This is a genomic window from Arthrobacter sp. fls2-241-R2A-200, assembly GCF_030209745.1.
Classification (GTDB): Bacteria; Actinomycetota; Actinomycetes; order Actinomycetales; family Micrococcaceae; genus Arthrobacter.
Genome location: NZ_JARVRJ010000008.1, coordinates 217,071 through 236,896 on the forward strand (window position 1 = coordinate 217,071; position 19,826 = coordinate 236,896).

General features: G+C 60.7%; 24 protein-coding genes. 1 reads left to right on the forward strand and 23 read right to left on the reverse strand.

Annotated elements, in window-relative coordinates:
* The 18 genes from rpsE to rpsJ form a co-directional block, all read right to left on the reverse strand.
* Positions 1-678, reverse strand: a complete 678-nt coding sequence (gene rpsE / locus QRN42_RS09805; protein WP_284976376.1) for a 30S ribosomal protein S5 — start codon at positions 676-678, stop codon at positions 1-3.
* A gap of 29 nt (positions 679-707) precedes the next feature.
* The gene (rplR, locus tag QRN42_RS09810) at positions 708-1,091 is read right to left on the reverse strand and encodes a 50S ribosomal protein L18 (RefSeq protein ID WP_284976375.1); all 384 of its coding nucleotides are present in this window, start codon (positions 1,089-1,091) and stop codon (positions 708-710) included.
* A gap of 3 nt (positions 1,092-1,094) precedes the next feature.
* Positions 1,095-1,631, reverse strand: a complete 537-nt coding sequence (rplF, locus tag QRN42_RS09815) for a 50S ribosomal protein L6 (protein ID WP_284976374.1) — start codon at positions 1,629-1,631, stop codon at positions 1,095-1,097.
* Positions 1,632-1,649: 18 nt separating this feature from the next.
* Positions 1,650-2,048 carry a 30S ribosomal protein S8 gene (gene rpsH, locus QRN42_RS09820; protein WP_284976373.1) on the reverse strand — a complete coding sequence of 133 codons (399 nt, stop codon included), beginning with the start codon at positions 2,046-2,048 and terminating at the stop codon, positions 1,650-1,652.
* A gap of 77 nt (positions 2,049-2,125) precedes the next feature.
* A complete protein-coding gene (gene rplE / locus QRN42_RS09825) occupies positions 2,126-2,713 on the reverse strand; it encodes a 50S ribosomal protein L5 (RefSeq protein ID WP_284976372.1) in 588 nt (195 codons plus the stop codon).
* Positions 2,713-3,072 (reverse strand): 50S ribosomal protein L24, encoded by a 360-nt coding sequence (gene rplX, locus QRN42_RS09830; RefSeq protein WP_284976371.1) that lies wholly within the window; start codon positions 3,070-3,072, stop codon positions 2,713-2,715. Before rplX ends, rplE begins: the two co-directional genes overlap by 1 nt.
* Positions 3,073-3,075: 3 nt before the next feature.
* Positions 3,076-3,444, reverse strand: a complete 369-nt coding sequence (gene rplN / locus QRN42_RS09835) for a 50S ribosomal protein L14 (protein ID WP_284976370.1) — start codon at positions 3,442-3,444, stop codon at positions 3,076-3,078.
* 353 nt (positions 3,445-3,797) lie between these two features.
* On the reverse strand, positions 3,798-4,094 hold the full coding sequence (gene rpsQ, locus QRN42_RS09840) for a 30S ribosomal protein S17 (protein WP_284976369.1): 297 nt from the start codon (positions 4,092-4,094) through the stop codon (positions 3,798-3,800).
* A complete protein-coding gene (gene rpmC, locus QRN42_RS09845; RefSeq protein ID WP_284976368.1) occupies positions 4,091-4,411 on the reverse strand; it encodes a 50S ribosomal protein L29 in 321 nt (106 codons plus the stop codon). The genes rpsQ and rpmC overlap by 4 nt, the downstream gene beginning before the upstream one ends.
* Positions 4,412-4,413: 2 nt before the next feature.
* Positions 4,414-4,830, reverse strand: coding sequence for a 50S ribosomal protein L16 (rplP, locus tag QRN42_RS09850; protein ID WP_003803795.1), 417 nt, complete (start codon positions 4,828-4,830; stop codon positions 4,414-4,416).
* Positions 4,831-5,664, reverse strand: a complete 834-nt coding sequence (gene rpsC, locus QRN42_RS09855) for a 30S ribosomal protein S3 (RefSeq protein WP_284976367.1) — start codon at positions 5,662-5,664, stop codon at positions 4,831-4,833. It abuts the gene before it with no gap.
* Positions 5,665-6,030, reverse strand: a complete 366-nt coding sequence (gene rplV / locus QRN42_RS09860; RefSeq protein ID WP_090817766.1) for a 50S ribosomal protein L22 — start codon at positions 6,028-6,030, stop codon at positions 5,665-5,667.
* Positions 6,031-6,068: 38 nt separating this feature from the next.
* Complete coding sequence (rpsS, locus tag QRN42_RS09865) at positions 6,069-6,350, reverse strand: 30S ribosomal protein S19 (RefSeq protein ID WP_011775591.1); 282 nt, start codon at positions 6,348-6,350, stop codon at positions 6,069-6,071.
* A 12-nt stretch (positions 6,351-6,362) separates the two neighbouring features.
* Positions 6,363-7,202 (reverse strand): 50S ribosomal protein L2, encoded by an 840-nt coding sequence (rplB, locus tag QRN42_RS09870; RefSeq protein WP_011775592.1) that lies wholly within the window; start codon positions 7,200-7,202, stop codon positions 6,363-6,365.
* Positions 7,203-7,231: 29 nt separating this feature from the next.
* Positions 7,232-7,537, reverse strand: a complete 306-nt coding sequence (gene rplW / locus QRN42_RS09875; RefSeq protein WP_011775593.1) for a 50S ribosomal protein L23 — start codon at positions 7,535-7,537, stop codon at positions 7,232-7,234.
* Entirely contained in the window at positions 7,534-8,151 is a 618-nt protein-coding gene (gene rplD / locus QRN42_RS09880) for a 50S ribosomal protein L4 (RefSeq protein ID WP_284976366.1), read from the reverse strand. Before rplD ends, rplW begins: the two co-directional genes overlap by 4 nt.
* A gap of 4 nt (positions 8,152-8,155) precedes the next feature.
* The gene (gene rplC / locus QRN42_RS09885) at positions 8,156-8,806 is read right to left on the reverse strand and encodes a 50S ribosomal protein L3 (protein WP_258438093.1); all 651 of its coding nucleotides are present in this window, start codon (positions 8,804-8,806) and stop codon (positions 8,156-8,158) included.
* Between the two features lie 17 nt (positions 8,807-8,823).
* Positions 8,824-9,132, reverse strand: coding sequence for a 30S ribosomal protein S10 (rpsJ, locus tag QRN42_RS09890; RefSeq protein WP_003803825.1), 309 nt, complete (start codon positions 9,130-9,132; stop codon positions 8,824-8,826).
* A 381-nt stretch (positions 9,133-9,513) separates the two neighbouring features.
* Between rpsJ and QRN42_RS09895 the strand changes: the two genes are divergently transcribed.
* The gene (locus tag QRN42_RS09895) at positions 9,514-10,959 is read left to right on the forward strand and encodes a GH1 family beta-glucosidase (protein ID WP_284979025.1); all 1,446 of its coding nucleotides are present in this window, start codon (positions 9,514-9,516) and stop codon (positions 10,957-10,959) included.
* A gap of 105 nt (positions 10,960-11,064) precedes the next feature.
* Here QRN42_RS09895 and tuf read toward each other — a convergent pair whose 3' ends face one another.
* The 5 genes from tuf to QRN42_RS09920 all read right to left on the reverse strand — a co-directional run bounded on the left by tuf (position 11,065) and on the right by QRN42_RS09920 (position 19,814).
* A complete protein-coding gene (tuf, locus tag QRN42_RS09900; protein WP_284976364.1) occupies positions 11,065-12,255 on the reverse strand; it encodes an elongation factor Tu in 1,191 nt (396 codons plus the stop codon).
* Between the two features lie 231 nt (positions 12,256-12,486).
* Positions 12,487-14,601 (reverse strand): elongation factor G, encoded by a 2,115-nt coding sequence (gene fusA, locus QRN42_RS09905; protein ID WP_284979026.1) that lies wholly within the window; start codon positions 14,599-14,601, stop codon positions 12,487-12,489.
* A 69-nt stretch (positions 14,602-14,670) separates the two neighbouring features.
* The gene (gene rpsG, locus QRN42_RS09910) at positions 14,671-15,141 is read right to left on the reverse strand and encodes a 30S ribosomal protein S7 (protein ID WP_003803829.1); all 471 of its coding nucleotides are present in this window, start codon (positions 15,139-15,141) and stop codon (positions 14,671-14,673) included.
* A 1-nt stretch (position 15,142) separates the two neighbouring features.
* Positions 15,143-15,517: a 30S ribosomal protein S12 gene (rpsL, locus tag QRN42_RS09915; protein ID WP_009358312.1), complete on the reverse strand. Its 375-nt coding sequence runs from the start codon at positions 15,515-15,517 to the stop codon at positions 15,143-15,145.
* A 397-nt stretch (positions 15,518-15,914) separates the two neighbouring features.
* A complete protein-coding gene (locus QRN42_RS09920) occupies positions 15,915-19,814 on the reverse strand; it encodes a DNA-directed RNA polymerase subunit beta' (RefSeq protein ID WP_284979027.1) in 3,900 nt (1,299 codons plus the stop codon).
* Positions 19,815-19,826: the final 12 nt, after the last annotated feature.

Sequence of the window (19,826 nt, forward strand, 5' to 3'; positions counted from 1 at the left end):
CTAAACACCTGCCTTCTGGTTCTGGAGCGCGCGCACCAGAGCAGCAGGAGCAACCTCGTCCAGCGGCAGGCCACGGCGGGCAGCCACGGAAGCGGGCTCTTCGAGCTGCTTCAGAGCGGCAACAGTCGCGTGAACGATGTTGATCGCGTTGGAGGAACCGAGCGACTTGGAGAGGATGTCGTGAATACCGACGCACTCCAATACCGCGCGGACCGGACCACCGGCGATAACACCGGTACCGGCGGAAGCCGGACGCAGCAGGACAACGCCTGCAGCAGCCTCACCCTGCACGCGGTGCGGGATGGTGCTGCCAACGCGGGGAACGCGGAAGAAGGACTTCTTGGCCTCTTCGACGCCCTTTGCGATAGCAGCGGGAACTTCCTTGGCCTTGCCGTAGCCAACGCCGACCATACCGTTGCCGTCACCGACGACGACGAGGGCGGTGAAGCTGAAGCGACGACCACCCTTGACGACCTTGGCAACACGGTTGATGGTGACAACGCGCTCTACGAACTGGCTCTTCTCGGCTTCGCGTCCACCGTCGCGGCCACCACGGCCACCACGGTCGCCACGGCCCTGGCCACGGTCGCCACGCTCGCCACGACGTCCGCCGCGGCGGTCATCGGCAGCGGGTGCCGTCGCGGTCTCAGTTGCTTCAGCAGCTACAGCTTCAGTCACCTGAATGTCCTTTTCGTTATTTTCAACGGTCACAGTGCCAGCCCACCTTCGCGAGCACCGTCAGCAACGGCGGCGATGCGGCCATGGTACTTGTTACCGCCACGGTCGAAGACGACAGCTTCGACGCCTGCGGCCTTGGCACGCCCGGCAACGAGCTCACCAACGCGCTTGGCCTTGGCAGTCTTGTCTCCGTCGAATGCGCGGAGGTCAGCTTCCAAAGTGGAAGCCGAAGCCACGGTTACACCCTTGCTGTCATCGACAACCTGGACGAATACGTGGCGTGCCGAGCGGTTGACGACCAGACGAGGACGTACAGCCGTTCCGCTGATGCGCTTGCGGATACGAAGCTGGCGACGGCTGCGTGCAGCAGACTTGCTCTTGTTCGAACGCTTCTTGTTAATTGCGATGGCCATGGTTTACTTACCAGCCTTTCCGACCTTGCGGCGGATGACTTCGCCGGCGTAACGGACACCCTTGCCCTTGTAGGGGTCGGGCTTGCGCAGCTTGCGAATGTTGGCAGCAACCTCGCCGACCTGCTGCTTATTGATACCCGCAACAGAGAGCTTGGTCGGACCCTCTACTACGAAGGTGATGCCTTCGGGTGCAGAGACGTTAACCGGGTGGCTGTAGCCCAGAGCGAACTCCAGGTCAGAACCCTTGGCCTGAACGCGGTAACCGGTACCGACAATTTCAAGCTTCTTCTCGTAGCCCTCGGTAACGCCCTGGATCATGTTGGCGATCAGGGTGCGGGTCAGGCCGTGCAGCGAACGCGAAGCGCGCTCGTCGTTCGGGCGGGTGACCGTGAGCGTGTTCTCTTCCAGGGCAACCTCGATCGGGCTGGCCACAGTGTGGCTCAGCTCGCCTTTGGAACCCTTGACGCTGATGACGGAGCCATCGAGCTTGACCTCAACTCCGGCAGGAACGGTGATGGGGAGACGTCCAATACGTGACATTATTCTCTTCCTTTCCCGTTACCAGACGTACGCGAGGACTTCGCCGCCCACGCCCTTCTTGCCGGCCTGCTTGTCAGTCAAGAGGCCGGAAGAGGTGGACAGGATTGCGATACCCAGGCCACCGAGAACGTGAGGCAGGTTAGTGGACTTCGCGTAGACGCGCAGGCCGGGCTTGGAGATGCGGCGGACGCCAGCGATGGAACGCTCGCGGTTCGGACCGAACTTCAGGTCGAGGGTCAGCTTCTTGCCAACCTCGGCGTCTTCTTCCTTCCAGCCGGCAATGTAGCCTTCTGCTTTCAGGATGTCAGCAACGCGTGCCTTCAGTTTGCTGTACGGCATGGACACGGAGTCGTGGTATGCCGAGTTTGCATTGCGCAGACGCGTGAGCATGTCTGCGACAGGATCTGTCATAGTCATTTGGGCTATAGCCCTTCCTCGTACCGGTTTCCGTAGCGCTTGCTCCGAGGAGTTGGCGCTGCGGACCTTTTACGTAGTTAGTTTTCGGTCTTGAACGGGAAACCAAGCGCCTTGAGCAGCGCGCGGCCTTCGTCGTCGGTCTTGGCAGTGGTGACAACCGTGATGTCCATACCGCGAACGCGGTCAATGGAATCCTGGTCGATTTCGTGGAACATAACCTGCTCGGTCAAACCGAAGGTGTAGTTGCCGTTGCCATCGAACTGCTTGCCGTTGAGGCCGCGGAAGTCGCGGATACGGGGCAGTGCGAGGGAGACCAGACGATCCACGAATTCCCACATGCGGTCGCCACGGAGGGTAGCGTGTGCGCCAATGGGCATGCCTTCGCGCAGCTTGAACTGTGCGATTGACTTGCGGGCCTTGGTAACCTGCGGCTTCTGGCCGGTGATCAGGGTGAGGTCGCGGACAGCGCCGTCGATCAGCTTGGAGTCCTTAGCGGCATCTCCAACACCCATGTTCACGACAACCTTGACGAGGCGGGGAACCTGGTTCACGTTCGCGTAGTTGAATTCGTCCTGCAGGGACTTTTTGATGGTCTCTGCGTACTTCGTCTTCAGACGAGGAACGATCTTGGTTTCGACGGTGTTCTCAGACAATGTCTCACTCATCAGATGTCCTTCCCGGTGGCCTTGGACACGCGGATACGGACGGTCTTGGTAGCGCCATCCTTCTCAACGGTGTCGAGACGGAAACCAACACGGGTCGGCTTCTTGGTCGACGGGTCCACCAAAGCAACGTTGGAAACGTGGATCGGGGCCTCTACAACCTCGATGCCACCGGTCTTGGTGCCGCGCTGCGACTGACCGACCTTGGTGTGCTTGGTGACGCGGTTGATTCCCTCTACCAGCACGCGGTTGGTGGACGGGAATACGCGCAGGACCTTGCCCTGCTTGCCGCGGTCGCCGCCGCGTTCCTGCTTGGCGCCGGTGATGACCTGAACCAGGTCACCCTTCTTGATCTTAGCCATGGACTAAAGCACCTCCGGGGCCAGCGAAACGATCTTCATGAACTTCTTGTCGCGAAGTTCACGACCAACCGGGCCGAAGATACGGGTACCGCGGGGGTCACCGTCGTTCTTCAGGATCACAGCTGCGTTCTCGTCGAACTTGATGTAGGAACCGTCGATACGACGGCGTTCCTTCTTGGTACGGACGATGACCGCCTTGACGACGTCGCCCTTCTTTACGTTTCCGCCGGGAATAGCGTCCTTGACGGTAGCGACGATGACGTCGCCAATGCCTGCGTAGCGACGACCGGATCCACCGAGAACGCGAATGGTAAGGATTTCCTTAGCACCCGTGTTGTCGGCGACCTTGAGTCGCGACTCCTGCTGAATCAATTTTTACTCCTTGCGTCGCGCGGGTTCTCAGACCGAAATCATGCCTACGGAATGAGCCTTGCGGAACGGTTGATCGGGGTGTCTCTTGACCTGGCTGGATTTTGCCAGACCAGGCCTAAACGCCCGTGCCACAAGCATCAGCTTCCCTTGCAGAAAACTCTGCGCGGGGCAGTATGCAGTGGCACGATTGTTTACGAGGTAGTGGACGACGCACATGTGGCGCCATACAAACTCAATATCCTAGCACGTTTTGGCCTATGAACCGAAACGGCCGGGAACGCGGAAAGGCCCGCGTTCCGTAGGGAACGCGGGCCTTTCCAGTGAATCCGTGCCGGGTAAACCCAGCGCTGGATTTACTTGGCCTTTTCGAGGATCTCCACCAGACGCCACCGCTTGGTAGCGGACAGCGGGCGGGTCTCAGAGATGAGAACGAGGTCGCCGACGCCGGCGATGTTCTCTTCGTCGTGAGCCTTGACCTTCGAGGTGCGGCGAATAACCTTGCCGTACAGAGCGTGCTTCACGCGGTCTTCAACCTGAACAACGATGGTCTTTTCCATCTTGTCAGAGACTACGTAGCCGCGACGCGTCTTACGGTAACCGCGCTGTTCAGCGCTGGCTGCTGCTTCCGTCACAGTTTCCTTCTCGCTCACTTGGCGTCCTCTCCGGCTTCAACCTCGGCTGGTTCAGCCTTGGCAGCCTTCTTGGACTTCTTTTCTTCCTTGGCTTCCACAACCGGTGCGGCAACCTCGGCACGAATGCCCAGCTCGCGCTCACGAAGAACGGTGTAGATGCGTGCGATGTCCTTCTTTACCGCGCGCAAACGACCGTGGTTTTCCAGCTGTCCGGTGGCGGACTGGAAACGCAGGTTGAACAGCTCTTCCTTGGACTTGCGGAGTTCTTCAACGAGACGCTCGTTGTCGAAACCGTCCAGCTGTGCGGGTGCGAGATCCTTCGACCCTACTGCCATTTCTATTCACCACCTTCGCGACGCACAATGCGTGCCTTCAACGGCAGCTTGTGGATTGCCAGGCGCAGTGCCTCGCGAGCTACCTCTTCATTGACACCGGAGAGTTCAAAGAGAACCCGGCCCGGCTTGACGTTTGCGACCCACCATTCCGGAGAACCCTTACCGGAACCCATACGGGTTTCAGCAGGCTTCTTCGTCAGCGGACGGTCCGGGTAAATGTTGATCCAGACCTTACCGCCACGCTTGATGTGGCGGGTCATCGCGATACGAGCGGACTCGATCTGACGGTTGGTTACGTATGCCGGGCTGAGGGCCTGGATACCGTACTCACCGAAGCTGACCTTGGTGCCGCCCGTAGCAGCGCCGGAACGACCCGGGTGGTGCTGCTTACGGTGCTTGACTCGACGTGGGATAAGCATTTAAGCCTGTCCTCCTTCTGCTGCCTGAGCCGAACCTGCGGTAGCGGCTTCAGCGGCCGGTGCTTCAACGGCAGCAGGTGCTGCCTCAGCTGCCGGACGGTCGTTACGACGACGACGGTCGCCACCCGGGCGGCCCGGGCGCTCTCCTGCACGGCCACGGGAAGGAGCAGCAGCTGCCTGCTGAGCCAGTTCCTTGGCGGTTACGTCACCCTTGTAGATCCAAACCTTCACACCGATACGGCCGAAGGTGGTCTTGGCTTCGTAGAAGCCGTAGTCGATGTTCGCGCGGAGGGTGTGCAGGGGCACACGGCCTTCACGGTAGAACTCCGAGCGGGACATTTCTGCGCCACCCAGACGGCCCGAGCAAGCAACACGGATGCCCTTGGCACCCGCACGCTGTGCGGACTGCATTGCCTTCTTCATTGCGCGGCGGAAAGCCACGCGGGAAGTCAGCTGCTCAGCGATGCCCTGGGCAACAAGCTGTGCTTCCATCTCGGGGTTCTTGACCTCGAGGATGTTCAGCTGGACCTGCTTGCCCGTGAGCTTTTCGAGCTCGCCGCGGATGCGGTCTGCTTCGGCGCCGCGGCGGCCGATGACGATACCCGGGCGTGCAGTGTGGATATCCACACGGACACGGTCGCGGGTGCGCTCGATCTCGACCTTGGCGATGCCGGCGCGCTCCATGCCGGTGGACATGAGCTGACGGATCTTGATGTCCTCACGGACGAAGTCCTTGTAGCGCTGTCCGGGCTTGGTGCTGTCAGCGAACCAGTGCGAAACGTGGTCGGTGGTGATGCCGAGTCGGAACCCGTGCGGGTTTACTTTCTGTCCCACTTAGCGAGCCTCCTCTTTCTCCGGGGTTGCGACGACCACGGTGATGTGGCTGGTCCGCTTCCTAATGCGGTAGGCGCGGCCTTGGGCACGCGGCTGGAACCGCTTCATGGTCGGGCCTTCATCAACGAATGCTTCGCTGATGAACAGGTCGCTGTCGTCGAATGCAACGCCGTCACGGTCCGCGAGGACGCGTGCGTTGGCCATTGCCGACTGAAGTACCTTGAATACCGGCTCCGAAGCTGCCTGGGGGGCAAACTTCAGAATTGCCAGAGCCTCATTCGCTTGCTTACCACGAACAAGGTTGACGACGCGCCGGGCCTTCATAGGCGTTACGCGGATGTGACGCGCAATAGCCTTGGCTTCCATTGCTTTCCTTCTCTCGTCTAAGACGTAAAGTCAGGCGCCTAGCGGCGCTTGCCCTTACGGTCGTCCTTAACATGGCCGCGGAATGTCCGCGTGGGAGCGAATTCGCCGAGCTTGTGCCCGACCATCGACTCAGTGACAAACACCGGGATGTGCTTGCGTCCGTCGTGTACGGCGATCGTGTGCCCGAGCATGTCGGGGATGATCATCGAACGGCGGGACCAGGTCTTGATGACGTTCTTGGTGCCCTTATCGTTTTCCCGTGCGACCTTCACAAAGAGGTGCTGGTCAACGAAAGGACCTTTTTTCAGGCTGCGTGGCATGTGTCCAGGCTCCTATCGCTTGTTCTTGCCAGTACGGCGGCGACGAACAATAAGCTTGTCGCTCTCTTTGTTCGGACGGCGGGTACGGCCCTCGGGCTTGCCGTTCGGGTTAACCGGGTGACGTCCACCGGAAGTCTTACCTTCACCACCACCGTGCGGGTGGTCAACCGGGTTCATGGCTACACCGCGGACGGTCGGGCGAACGCCCTTCCAGCGCATACGGCCGGCCTTGCCCCAGTTGATGTTCGACTGCTCGGCGTTGCCGACCTCGCCGACGGTTGCGCGGCAGCGCACGTCAACGTTGCGGATTTCACCGGAGGGCAGACGCAGCTGGGCGAAGCGGCCTTCCTTGGCAACGAGCTGTACCGAAGCACCTGCGGAACGTGCCATCTTGGCGCCGCCGCCCGGACGCAGTTCAACTGCGTGGATTACGGTACCAACCGGGATGTTGCGCAGCGGCAGGTTGTTGCCCGGCTTGATGTCAGCGTCAGGACCAGCCTCGACGAAGTCACCCTGGGACAGCTTGTTGGGGGCGATGATGTAACGCTTGGTGCCATCAACGTAGTGCAGGAGTGCGATGCGAGCCGTGCGGTTCGGGTCGTACTCGATTTCGGCAACGCGGGCATTGATGCCATCTTTGTCGTGACGACGGAAGTCGATCAGACGGTACTGGCGCTTGTGCCCACCACCCTTGTGACGGGTGGTGATCTTACCGGAGTTGTTACGGCCGCCAGTCTTGTGCAGCGGACGCAGCAACGACTTTTCCGGAGTCGATCGCGTGATTTCAGCAAAGTCGGCTACGCTCGAGCCACGACGGCCCGGGGTAGTCGGCTTGTATTTACGGATTCCCATAATTTATTTCCTCGTTAAAGTGGTCTCCGCTACGCGAGCGGACCGCCGAAGATGTCGATTGTGCCTTCTTTGAGGGTGACAATTGCACGCTTGGTGCTCTTGCGCTGTCCCCAGCCGAATTTGGTGCGCTTGCGCTTACCGGCACGGTTGATGGTGTTGATCGAGTCAACCTTGACCGAGAAGATCTTCTCGACGGCCAATTTGATTTCGGTCTTGTTCGAGCGAGGGTCCACCAGGAAGGTGTACTTGCCTTCGTCGATCAGACCGTAGCTCTTTTCCGAAACGACGGGTGCAAGCACGACGTCGCGCGGGTCCTTGATGGTGGTTACGCTCACTTGGAGGCCTCCTCGTTCTTTGCCTTGTCAGCGACGAACGCCTCGAAAGCAGCCTTGGTGAAGACCACGTCGTCGGAGACCAGCACGTCGTAGGTGTTCAACTGGTCTGCGTACAGAACGTGAACATCTTCGAGGTTGCGCACGGACAGTGCAGCAACATCGTTGGCGCGCTCGATAACGACGAGCAGGTTCTTGCGCGCTGTGACAGAGCGCAGCGAAGCCAGTGCGTCCTTGGCTGACGGCTTGGTGCCGGTAACCAGTTCAGCGATGACGTGGATGCGGCCGTTACGGGCGCGGTCAGAGAGGGCTCCACGGAGTGCAGCAGCCTTCATCTTCTTGGGGGTGCGCTGGCTGTAGTCACGAGGGGTCGGACCGTGGACAACGCCACCGCCGGTCATGTGAGGAGCACGGATGGAACCCTGACGGGCGCGGCCGGTGCCCTTCTGCTTGAACGGCTTGCGACCTGCACCGGAAACCTCGGCGCGGGTCTTCGTCTTGTGGGTACCCTGGCGTGCAGCAGCGAGCTGGGCGACGACGACCTGGTGCATCAGGGGCACGTTGGTCTGGACGTCGAAGATCTCTGCAGGCAGGTCTACCTTGACAGTGCTAGTCATTTAACTAGGCTCCCTTCACGGCAGTGCGTACGAGTACGACCTGGCCGCGGGCACCGGGAACGGCACCCTTGATAAGGAGCAGCGACTTCTCAACGTCAACAGCGTGAACCGTCAGGTTCAACGTCGTGTGACGCTCGGCGCCCATGCGGCCGGCCATTTTCAGGCCCTTGAAGACGCGGCTCGGGGTGGATGCGCCACCGATGGAGCCAGGCTTACGGTGGTTCTTGTGGGCACCGTGGGAAGCACCAACGCCGTGGAAGCCGTGACGCTTCATAACACCGGCGAAGCCCTTGCCCTTGGAGGTGCCTACGACGTCGATCTTCTGGCCGGCTTCGAAGAGCTCAACAGAAAGCTCCTGGCCCAGCTCGTAAGATGCGGCGTCTGCGGTACGCAGTTCGACAACGTGGCGGCGAGGCGTGACGCCTGCCTTTTCAAAGTGACCAGCCAGCGGCTTGGTGACCTTGCGGGGGTCGATCTGGCCGTAGCCGATCTGGACGGCGACGTAGCCATCAACCTCTGCGTTGCGCAGCTGGGTGATGACGTTTGAGTCAGCCTGGACGACAGTTACCGGGATGAGCTTGTTGTTCTCGTCCCAGACCTGGGTCATGCCGAGCTTCGTGCCCAGCAGGCCCTTTACATTACGGGTTGCGGTCATAGTCTCTCAGCACCTCCCTAGAGCTTGATTTCGATGTTCACGTCAGCCGGCAGGTCGAGACGCATGAGCGAGTCAACAGCCTTCGGCGTGGGGTCGATGATGTCGATCAGTCGCTTGTGAGTACGCATTTCGAAGTGCTCACGGCTGTCCTTGTACTTGTGCGGAGAGCGGATAACGCAGTACACGTTCTTCTCCGTCGGCAGCGGCACGGGGCCGACTACCGTTGCGCCTGCGCGCGTGACCGTCTCAACGATCTTCCGCGCTGAAACATCAATGACCTCGTGGTCATATGACTTCAGCCGGATGCGGATTTTTTGTCCCGCCATGTCGCCTGACTCTCTTTCAGCTAGTGCTGCTCTAGTTAGGGCTGCTCTGTTTACTTACCTGTTGACGTGGCCGCCGAAGCGATTGAGGCTCTGCCACCACACGCCGCACAAGCTGAATCCGGATATCCGGGTTCCTCAACCTGCCAGCGCACCGACCCCCGCGGTCGGGCGTGTCGCGATTTCCACGCAAACTCGACCGCAATCATGGGGTTCAGGGTTATGTTTGGGCTTCGGCTTGGCCCCTGACATCCGGCATTATCCGGATCGGGACACGAAGAAGCGCTTGAACAACTTATCCAGTATGGCGGAATTATGGCGTAAAGGCCAATCGGGGCCCCAGACACCATTGCCGGGCACCGATACCCTGTGCATGATAGGAAAATGACCGTCCAGGATACAGGTTCCGTGGAAGATCTTGCCGCGCGCCTCCGGCCAGGGTTCGTCCTGGGCGTGGCCTCAGCCGCATTCCAGATCGAGGGTTCGCTGACCGCCGATGGTCGGGGCCCGTCCGGCTGGGATGCCTTCTCCGAGAAGCCAGGCGTGATTGTCGACGGCGGCTCCCCCGCCGTTGCGTGCGACCATTACAACCGCGCGGACGAGGACATCGCCCTGATGCAGGAACTAGGCATCGATTCGTACCGCTTCTCGCTATCGTGGCCTCGCATACAGCCCGGGGGGACCGGCGCCGTCAACCAGCGCGGCTTGGATTTCTACGATCGCCTCATCGACAAACTCCTGGCCGCAGGCATCTCCCCCATGGCCACCCTCTTCCACTGGGACTTGCCGCTGGAACTGGAGCAGACCGGCGGGTGGATGAACAGGCAGACCGCAGAGCGCTTCGCCGTTTATTGTGAAGCGGCAGCTGAACGCTATGGGGATCGCGTGGATCGATGGGTTACGTTGAACGAGCCCGTTTCGGTTACCCTCCAAGGCTATGCGCTGGGGGTCCACGCCCCCGGTAGGGAACTGCTGTTCGACTCGCTTCCCGCCGCCCACCACCAATTGTTGGGCCATGGGCTAGCAGTCCAGGCCCTCCGTGGCGTGGGCGTCAAAGGACTAATTGGCATTTCGAACATGCACTCCCCCGTCCGCGCCGCAACCAACAAGCTGTCGGACCGGCTCATGGCCCAAGCGCTGGACCACATCCTCAACCGGATCTATGCGGACGCCGTCCTCCTTGGTCAGTACCCCAAGCCACCACTGCCCATGAAACCTTGGTTTCGATCACTGAGCACTGTCGAAGACGGCGACATGGACACCATTCACCAGCCGCTGGACTTCTACGGGCTCAACTACTACTACCCCTTGAAGGTCGCCTCGGGGCCGGGGCCGGCGGAGATCCCCACTGGAAGCTCTCCCGAAATGGCCAAAATTCCGTTTCACCTGGCCACGTACAGCGAATACGAGACCACCGGGTTCGGTTGGCCGGTGGCTCCCGAGCATTTGTCGATATTGCTGCAGGAAATGCGGGAACGCTACGGCGACGCGCTCCCTCCGGTATACATCACGGAGGGAGGTGCGAGCTTCCCGGAGCCGGCCCACGTGGAAGGTCCCATACAGGACACCAACCGGATCTCCTACCTGGCAGAGCATCTGGGGCATGCGCTGACCGCCACGGGACCTGGTGGCGTGGCGGAGGGCTTGGACTTACGCGGCTACTACGTGTGGACCCTCACCGACAACTTCGAATGGGCCGCCGGCTATTCGCAGCGTTTCGGCCTGGTCCACGTCGATTTCGACACACAGGCTCGAACCCCCAAAGACTCCTTCTACTGGTTCCGCTCGTTGGCCAAGGCGCGGAACCACCAAAGCTCACTCTTCCGGTAGCGTCACCTGCCCAGGCATGAAAAAGAACCCCACCGCCGGAGCGATGGGGTTCTTTTCAGGTAACTACCGGTAAATCCGGAAGGTCACCGACCTACAAGCAGGAAACTACTTGATGATCTTGGTGACACGTCCCGAACCAACGGTGCGGCCGCCTTCGCGGATAGCGAAGCCGAGGCCCTCTTCCATAGCGATCGGCTGGATGAGCGCAACGGTCATCTCAGTGTTGTCGCCAGGCATAACCATTTCCGTGCCTTCCGGCAGGGTGATAACGCCGGTTACGTCCGTGGTACGGAAGTAGAACTGCGGGCGGTAGTTGGAGTAGAACGGGTTGTGACGTCCGCCTTCGTCCTTGGACAGGATGTAGACGTTAGCCTCGAAGTCGGTGTGCGGGGTGATGGAACCCGGCTTGACGACAACCTGGCCACGCTCGACGTCGTCGCGCTTCAGACCGCGGAGCAGGAGGCCACAGTTCTCGCCGGCCCATGCTTCGTCGAGCTGCTTGTGGAACATCTCGATACCGGTAACCGTGGTCTTCTGGACCGGGCGGATGCCGACGATCTCGACCTCGGAGTTGATGGCGAGGGTTCCACGCTCGGCGCGGCCCGTTACAACGGTGCCACGGCCGGTGATGGTGAAGACGTCTTCGATCGGCATCAGGAACGGCTTGTCGCGGTCACGTACGGGGTCCGGAACGGACTCGTCGACAGCTGCCATCAGGTCCTGGACGGACTTGACCCAAACCGGGTCGCCTTCCAGAGCCTTCAGACCGGAAACGCGAACTACCGGAGCCTCATCGCCATCGAAGCCCTGCGAGCTGAGGAGCTCACGAACTTCCATTTCGACGAGGTCGAGGAGTTCTTCGTCATCAACCATGTCGGACTTGTTCAGCGCGACCAGCAGGTAGGGAACACCAACCTGGCGGGCGAGCAGAACGTGCTCACGGGTCTGAGCCATCGGACCATCGGTTGCAGCAACCACGAGGATTGCGCCGTCCATCTGGGCAGCACCGGTGATCATGTTCTTGATGTAGTCAGCGTGACCCGGGGCGTCTACGTGTGCGTAGTGGCGCTTCTCGGTCTGGTACTCCACGTGGGAGATGTTGATGGTAATACCGCGCTGGCGCTCTTCCGGAGCCGAGTCGATCGACGCGAAGTCGCGCTGCTCGTTGATGTCCGGGTACTGGTCGTACAGCACCTTGGAAATGGCGGCAGTCAGCGTCGTCTTACCGTGGTCAACGTGACCAATGGTGCCGATGTTGACGTGCGGCTTAGTCCGCTCGAACTTTGCCTTTGCCACAGGTTCCTCCTAGAACGATTTCAAGTGAAGTGCTCCTCGGCCGCGCTTTTCGCGGCAGAAACTTTAGCAAGTCTACTTGGGGGCTTGGTTTTGATGAAATTGCAGATTCAGGAACCAATCTTAGTTCCTAGAGCCTGTTCGCGCACGGGGCGGGTTGCGGCTCTCGCCACAACCCGGCCTCGCGAGCTGAGATGCCTTCCCGGGACCGGAATTGCATCGGTTACCGGGAGATTACTCGCCGCGGGTCTTCTGGATGATCTCGTCGGCTACTGCCTTGGGGACCTCAGCGTAGCTGTTGAACGTCATCGAGTACACGGCACGACCCTGGGTCTTGGACCGAAGGTCACCGATGTAGCCGAACATGCCGGACAGCGGAACGTGTGCACGGATAACCTTCACACCTGCTGCGTCCTCCATGGACTGCATCTGGCCACGACGGGCGTTCAGGTCACCGATAACATCACCCATGTATTCCTCAGGGGTGCGGACCTCAACATCCATCAGCGGTTCAAGCAGAACAGGGTTCGCCTTGCGTGCAGCTTCCTTGAAAGCCATACGGCCGGCGATCTTGAACGCCATTTCCGAGGAGTCAACATCGTGGGACGCGCCATCAATCAGCGTGGCCTTGATGCCGACAACCGGGTAGCCAGCCAAGACGCCGTCGTTCAGCGCATCCTGGATACCGGCGTCGACCGAAGGAATGTATTCGCGCGGAACGCGGCCACCAGTGACCTTGTTCACGAACTCATACATTTCGCCGTCACTGGTGTCCATCGGCTCGATGGCGATCTGGATCTTAGCGAACTGACCCGAACCACCGGTCTGCTTCTTGTGCGTGTAGTCAAGACGCTCAACAGTGCGCTTGATCGTTTCGCGGTAAGCAACCTGCGGCTTGCCAACGTTTGCCTCGACCTTGAATTCGCGGCGCATGCGGTCCACCAGGATGTCCAAGTGGAGCTCGCCCATGCCGGCGATGATGGTCTGGCCGGTGTCTTCGTTGAGGGAGACCTGGAAGGTCGGGTCCTCAGCGGAGAGCTTCTGGATGGCCGTGGAGAGCTTTTCCTGGTCACCCTTGGTGTTGGGCTCGATGGCAACGGAGATAACCGGTGCCGGGAAGCTCATCGATTCAAGGACGATCTGGTTGTTGGCATCACACAGGGTGTCACCCGTGGTGGTGTCCTTCAGGCCGATAGCTGCGTAGATGTGGCCAGCGGTAGCGCCCTCGACGGGCATTTCCTTGTTGGCGTGCATCTGGAACAGCTTGCCGATGCGTTCCTTCTTGCCCTTGGTGGAGTTGACCACCTGGGCGCCGGCTTCGACGTGACCGGAGTACACGCGGATGAAGGTCAGCTGACCGAAGAACGGGTGTGCCGCGATCTTGAAGGCGAGGGCGGAGAAGGGCTCGTCGGCCGAAGGCTTACGAGTCAGTTCCTTCTCTTCGTCGCGGGGATCGTGACCGATCATCGGCGGGACGTCCAGCGGGTTCGGCAGGAAGTCGACGACGGCGTCCAGCATCGGCTGTACGCCACGGTTCTTGAAGGCAGAGCCACAGAAGACCGGGTAGAGCTCAGAGTTGATGGTCATCTTGCGGATGCCGGCTTTGATCTCTTCGAGGGTGAGTTCTTCACCTTCGAGGTACTTCTCCATGAGTTCTTCGGAAGATTCGGCCACAGTCTCAACGAGCTGCGCGCGGTACTCTTCGGCCTTGGCCTGGAGGTCCGCAGGAATTTCCTGCACTTCGTATGAAGCACCCATGGTGACGTCACCCTTAGCGTCGCCAGGCCAAACCAGGGCGCGCATTTCAAGGAGGTCCACAACACCGACGAAGTCGTTCTCAGCGCCGATGGGCAGCTGCATAACGAGCGGCTTGGCACCAAGGCGGGAGATGATCGTGTCTACGGTGAAGTAGAAGTCAGCGCCCAGCTTGTCCATCTTGTTGACGAAGCAGATGCGGGGCACGTTGTACTTGTCAGCCTGGCGCCAAACAGTCTCGGACTGCGGCTCCACGCCTTCCTTGCCGTCGAACACCGCAACGGCACCGTCAAGGACGCGCAAGGAGCGCTCAACCTCAACAGTGAAGTCCACGTGGCCCGGGGTGTCGATGATGTTGATCTGGTTCTTGTCCCAGAAGCAGGTCACGGCGGCAGACGTGATGGTGATGCCGCGTTCCTTTTCCTGTTCCATCCAGTCGGTGGTCGAAGCGCCGTCGTGCGTTTCGCCGATTTTGTGGTTCACACCCGTGTAGAACAGGATGCGCTCGGTAGTGGTGGTCTTGCCGGCATCGATGTGGGCCATGATGCCGATGTTGCGGACCTTGTTGAGGTCGGTAAGCACGTCCTGTGCCACGGGGTCTCCCTTTCGGATGGACTACACGTTCGCCGCCGGCTCAGTGAGCCGGCGGCGTCCGGAAAGTTTTTACCAGCGGTAGTGTGCGAAGGCCTTGTTGGACTCGGCCATCTTGTGGGTGTCTTCGCGACGCTTCACAGCGGCACCAAGACCATTGGAGGCATCCAGGATTTCGTTCTGGAGACGCTCGGTCATGGTCTTCTCCCGGCGAGCCTTGGAGTAGCCCACGAGCCAACGCAGGGCGAGGGCGGTGGAGCGACCCGGCTTGACCTCAACCGGAACCTGGTAGGTTGCGCCACCGACGCGGCGTGAACGCACCTCGAGGGAAGGCTTGACGTTGTCCATGGCCTTCTTGAGGGCGGCAACGGGGTCGCCGCCGGACTTGGCACGAGCACCTTCGAGGGCACCGTAAACGATGCGCTCAGCGGTGGACTTCTTGCCGTCAACCAGAACCTTGTTGATCAGCTGCGTGACCAACGGGGAGCCGTAAACGGGATCGGAAACTAGCGGCCGCTTCGGGGCCGGACCCTTGCGAGGCATATTACTTCTTCTCCATCTTTGCGCCGTAACGGCTACGGGCCTGCTTGCGGTTCTTGACACCCTGGGTGTCGAGCGCGCCGCGGACGATCTTGTAGCGGACACCCGGAAGGTCCTTCACACGACCACCACGGACGAGCACGATGGAGTGCTCCTGGAGGTTGTGGCCAACGCCGGGGATGTAAGCGGTAACTTCCACGCCACCGTTGAGGCGCACACGTGCCACCTTACGCAGAGCCGAGTTCGGCTTCTTGGGGGTGGTGGTGTAAACGCGGGTGCAAACACCGCGGCGCATCGGGCTGCCCTTCAGCGCGGGAGCCTTGGTCTTGGAGACCTTCGGCGTGCGGCCCTTGCGGACCAGCTGGTTAATCGTAGGCACTTTCGTGTTCTCCGTTGTTTGATCTCTGCCCCCACACACAGGCGCCAGCCGGTGTGAACGTGGGAACTTTGGCGTTGCTCATGCGGCCGGCCGAAACTCCGGTAGGCGTGCAAAAGTGCGGCATTCGTTGCGCATGTTGCCCGCAACCCGGAAACAGACTCCACCCAGCACCATGAGAACAAAACCAAAATGATGCTGCGGCGGCCTTCATCCACTGCCACACAGAACAATTAACAAAAGTCTAGCACGGCTTGCTCCGGCGCCTTAATCGGGTGTATAGGAGTTCGACGGCGGCACGCGCCTCCCCTGACGGGCCAGGCCCGCACTTAATGGGTCAGGCCCCGCACTCTGAAAGTGCGGGGCCTGACCTTCAATCGCTAACTACTGCCGACTAATTTCAGCGGAAGTCGTTGCCGAGATCGTAGTCATCCAACGGGATGGCGTGGAACTCAGGAGCACCGTCTCCCCCGAGGGCGTCATAGGAGAAGTCGGTGAAAGCGCTGGGGCCCGTGAACAGGCTGGCCTTTGCTTCTTCCGTCGGCTCCACAGTGACCTCGGTGTAACGGGGCAAGCCCGTTCCGGCCGGGATGAGCTTACCGATGATGACGTTTTCCTTGAGGCCGAGCAAGGGATCGCTCTTGCCTTCCATGGCCGCCTGCGTCAGGACGCGGGTGGTCTCCTGGAAGGAAGCCGCCGACAGCCAGGACTCGGTAGCCAAGGAAGCCTTGGTGATACCCATGAGCTCCGGGCGACCGGAAGCCGGTGCCTTGCCCTCGGACACTACGCGACGGTTCTCGTCTTCGAAGCGTGAGCGCTCTGCCAGCTCGCCGGGGAGCAGGTCGGAGTCGCCGGATTCGATGACGGTTACCCGACGCAGCATCTGGCGGACGATAACCTCGACGTGCTTGTCGTGGATACCAATACCCTGGCTGCGGTAAACGCCCTGCACTTCGTCCACGAGGAACTTCTGTGCAGCACGCGGACCCATGATGCGCAGAACCTGCTTCGGGTCCACAGGACCGTTGATCAGCTTCTGGCCGACGCTGACGTGATCGCCATCCTCGATGAGGAGACGTGAACGGCGCAGCACCGGGTAGGCAATCTCTTCGGAGCCATCGTCCGGAGTGATGACCAAGCGCATCTGACGCTCGGACTCTTCGATGGTGATACGACCGGCTGCTTCAGCAATCGGGGCAACACCCTTGGGAGTACGGGCTTCGAAGAGCTCCTGGATACGGGGCAGACCCTGGGTGATGTCATCGCCACCACCGGCAGAGACAGCACCACCAGTGTGGAACGTACGCATGGTCAGCTGGGTACCGGGCTCACCGATGGACTGTGCGGCGATGATGCCCACGGCCTCACCGATGTCCACGGTCTTACCCGTTGCCAATGAACGGCCGTAGCACAGGGCACACGTACCGACCTTGGATTCACAAGTGAGCACCGAACGGACCTTGACCTCAGTGATGCCCGCGGCCAGCAGCTGGTCGATGACGACGTCGCCGCAGTCGGTTCCGCCTGCTGCCAGGACATTGCCCTGGGCATCGACGACGTCGACAGCCAGCGTACGTGCGTAGGCGCTGTTCTCGACGTTCTCGTCCAGGACGAGCTCACCGTTGGAGTCCGGCACGGCGATCGGGGTAACCAAGCCGCGCTCGGTACCGCAGTCCTCTTCACGGACGATGACGTCCTGTGAAACGTCCACCAAACGACGGGTCAGGTAACCCGAGTTGGCGGTACGCAGAGCGGTATCGGCAAGACCCTTACGGGCACCGTGCGTAGCGATGAAGTATTCCAGCACCGACAGGCCCTCACGGTAAGAGGACTTGATGGGGCGCGGGATGATCTCACCCTTCGGGTTGGCCACAAGACCACGGATACCCGCAATCTGGCGGACCTGCATCCAGTTACCACGTGCACCGGAGGACACCATGCGGTTGATGGTGTTCATCGGAGACAGGCTGTCGCGCATTGCCTGGGCGATCTCGTTGGTTGCCTTGTTCCAGATTTCGATCAGTTCCTGGCGACGCTCGTCGTCGTCGATCAGGCCCTTGTCGTACTGGCCCTGGATCTTGGCAGCCATGTTCTCGTACCCGGCCAGGATGGCAGGCTTGTCCTTGGGAACCTCGATGTCCGAGATAGCAACGGTGACTCCCGAGCGGGTTGCCCAGTAGAAACCGGCATCCTTCAGGTTGTCCAGCGTTGCAGCCGTAACCACCTTCGGGTAGCGCTCCGCGAGGTCGTTGACGATCCGGGACAGTTCGCCCTTGTCGGCAACAGCCTCAACCCAGGGGTAGTCCTCGGGCAGCGTCTGGTTGAAGATGACCTGGCCCAAGGAGGTCTGGACAAGCGCCGGCTGACCGGGCTCCCAGCCTTCCGGAGCTTCCCAGCCCGCGTACGGCACGAAGTCGTCGAGACGGATCTTGACCTGGGAGTTCAGGTGCAGGTCACGGGCGTCGTACGCCATGATCGCTTCCGAAACCGAGGAGAAGATGCGGCCCTCGCCGGCGGAACCGACGCGCTTGGTGGTCAGGTGGTACAGGCCGATGATCATGTCCTGCGAAGGAAGGGTCACCGGGCGGCCATCGGACGGCTTCAGGATGTTGTTCGAGGACAGCATCAGGATGCGGGCTTCTGCCTGGGCTTCCGGGCTCAGCGGCAGGTGGACTGCCATCTGGTCGCCGTCGAAGTCAGCGTTGAAGGCGCCACAAACCAGCGGGTGAAGCTGGATTGCCTTGCCTTCCACAAGCTGGGGTTCGAAGGCCTGGATGCCGAGGCGGTGCAGGGTAGGTGCACGGTTGAGCAGCACCGGGTGTTCGGTGATGATCTCTTCGAGCACGTCCCAAACCTGCGGACGGTAACGCTCCACCATGCGCTTGGCCGACTTGATGTTCTGGGCGTGGTTGAGGTCAACCAGGCGCTTCATCACGAACGGCTTGAAGAGCTCCAAGGCCATCTGCTTCGGCAGACCGCACTGGTGCAGCTTCAACTGCGGGCCGACGACGATGACCGAACGGCCGGAGTAGTCAACACGCTTGCCGAGGAGGTTCTGGCGGAAACGTCCCTGCTTGCCCTTGAGCATGTCGCTCAGGGACTTCAGCGGACGGTTGCCCGGACCCGTAACCGGACGGCCACGACGACCGTTGTCAAAGAGGCTGTCAACAGCTTCCTGAAGCATGCGCTTCTCGTTGTTGACGATGATCTCCGGAGCACCCAGGTCAAGCAAACGCTTGAGACGGTTGTTGCGGTTGATCACGCGACGGTAGAGGTCGTTGAGGTCGGAGGTCGCGAAGCGGCCACCATCCAACTGGACCATGGGGCGCAGTTCCGGCGGGATCACCGGGACGGCGTCGAGTACCATGCCGAGCGGGCTGTTGTTGGTGGTCAGGAATGCGTTGACAACCTTCAGGCGCTTCAGGGCGCGGGTCTTGCGCTGGCCCTTGCCGTTCTGGATGGTGTCGCGCAGTGACTCAGCCTCAGCCTGCATGTCGAAGGTCTCAAGACGCTTCTTGATGGCCTCGGCACCCATGGAGCCCTCGAAGTACAGACCGTAACGGTCGCGCAGTTCGCGGTAGAGACCTTCGTCGCCCTCGAGGTCAGCGACCTTGAGGTTCTTGAAACGGTCCCAGACCTGCTCAAGGCGCTCGATGTCGGCGTCGGCACGCTTGCGGACGTTCGCCATCTGGCGGTCGGCCGAGTCGCGGGCCTTCTTCTTGTCGGCAGCCTTGGCACCTTCGCCTTCAAGACGGGCAAGCTCGTCTTCAAGGTCACGGGCGATCGTGGCGATGTCGCTGTCGCGGTTGTCAACCATCTGCTTCTTCTCGAGGTCGTGCTCGACCTGGAGGTTCGGCAGTTCGGCGTGACGTGCTTCGGTGTCAACGCTGGTGATCATGTAGGCAGCGAAGTAAATGACCTTCTCAAGGTCCTTCGGTGCCAGGTCCAACAGGTAGCCCAAGCGCGACGGAACGCCCTTGAAGTACCAGATGTGGGTTACGGGCGCAGCCAGTTCGATGTGGCCCATCCGCTCACGGCGTACCTTGGCGCGGGTAACTTCAACGCCGCAACGCTCGCAGATGATGCCCTTGAAGCGGACGCGCTTGTACTTACCGCAGTAGCATTCCCAGTCCCGCGACGGACCGAAGATCTTCTCGCAGAAGAGGCCGTCCTTCTCGGGCTTGAGCGTGCGGTAGTTGATGGTTTCCGGCTTCTTGACCTCGCCGTAAGACCAGCCGCGGATGTCTTCCGCGGTGGCAAGGCCGATCTGCATGAGGCCGAAGGAGGATTCGCTGGACATATGGTCCCTGTT

Excerpts from the sequence above, each read along its gene's own strand:
- rplR (WP_284976375.1), bottom strand. The coding sequence starts at position 1,091 with ATGGCCATCGCAATTAACAAGAAGCGTTCGAACAAGAGCAAGTCTGCT.
- rplF (WP_284976374.1), bottom strand. The coding sequence starts at position 1,631 with ATGTCACGTATTGGACGTCTCCCCATCACCGTTCCTGCCGGAGTTGAG.
- rpsH (WP_284976373.1), bottom strand. The coding sequence starts at position 2,048 with ATGACTATGACAGATCCTGTCGCAGACATGCTCACGCGTCTGCGCAAT.
- rplE (WP_284976372.1), bottom strand. The coding sequence starts at position 2,713 with ATGAGTGAGACATTGTCTGAGAACACCGTCGAAACCAAGATCGTTCCT.
- rplX (WP_284976371.1), bottom strand. The coding sequence starts at position 3,072 with ATGGCTAAGATCAAGAAGGGTGACCTGGTTCAGGTCATCACCGGCGCC.
- rpmC (WP_284976368.1), bottom strand. The coding sequence starts at position 4,411 with ATGGCAGTAGGGTCGAAGGATCTCGCACCCGCACAGCTGGACGGTTTC.
- rplP (WP_003803795.1), bottom strand. The coding sequence starts at position 4,830 with ATGCTTATCCCACGTCGAGTCAAGCACCGTAAGCAGCACCACCCGGGT.
- rplV (WP_090817766.1), bottom strand. The coding sequence starts at position 6,030 with ATGGAAGCCAAGGCTATTGCGCGTCACATCCGCGTAACGCCTATGAAG.
- rpsS (WP_011775591.1), bottom strand. The coding sequence starts at position 6,350 with ATGCCACGCAGCCTGAAAAAAGGTCCTTTCGTTGACCAGCACCTCTTT.
- rplB (WP_011775592.1), bottom strand. The coding sequence starts at position 7,202 with ATGGGAATCCGTAAATACAAGCCGACTACCCCGGGCCGTCGTGGCTCG.
- rplD (WP_284976366.1), bottom strand. The coding sequence starts at position 8,151 with ATGACTAGCACTGTCAAGGTAGACCTGCCTGCAGAGATCTTCGACGTC.
- rplC (WP_258438093.1), bottom strand. The coding sequence starts at position 8,806 with ATGACCGCAACCCGTAATGTAAAGGGCCTGCTGGGCACGAAGCTCGGC.
- rpsJ (WP_003803825.1), bottom strand. The coding sequence starts at position 9,132 with ATGGCGGGACAAAAAATCCGCATCCGGCTGAAGTCATATGACCACGAG.
- QRN42_RS09895 (WP_284979025.1), top strand. The coding sequence starts at position 9,514 with ATGACCGTCCAGGATACAGGTTCCGTGGAAGATCTTGCCGCGCGCCTC.
- rpsG (WP_003803829.1), bottom strand. The coding sequence starts at position 15,141 with ATGCCTCGCAAGGGTCCGGCCCCGAAGCGGCCGCTAGTTTCCGATCCC.
- QRN42_RS09920 (WP_284979027.1), bottom strand. The coding sequence starts at position 19,814 with ATGTCCAGCGAATCCTCCTTCGGCCTCATGCAGATCGGCCTTGCCACC.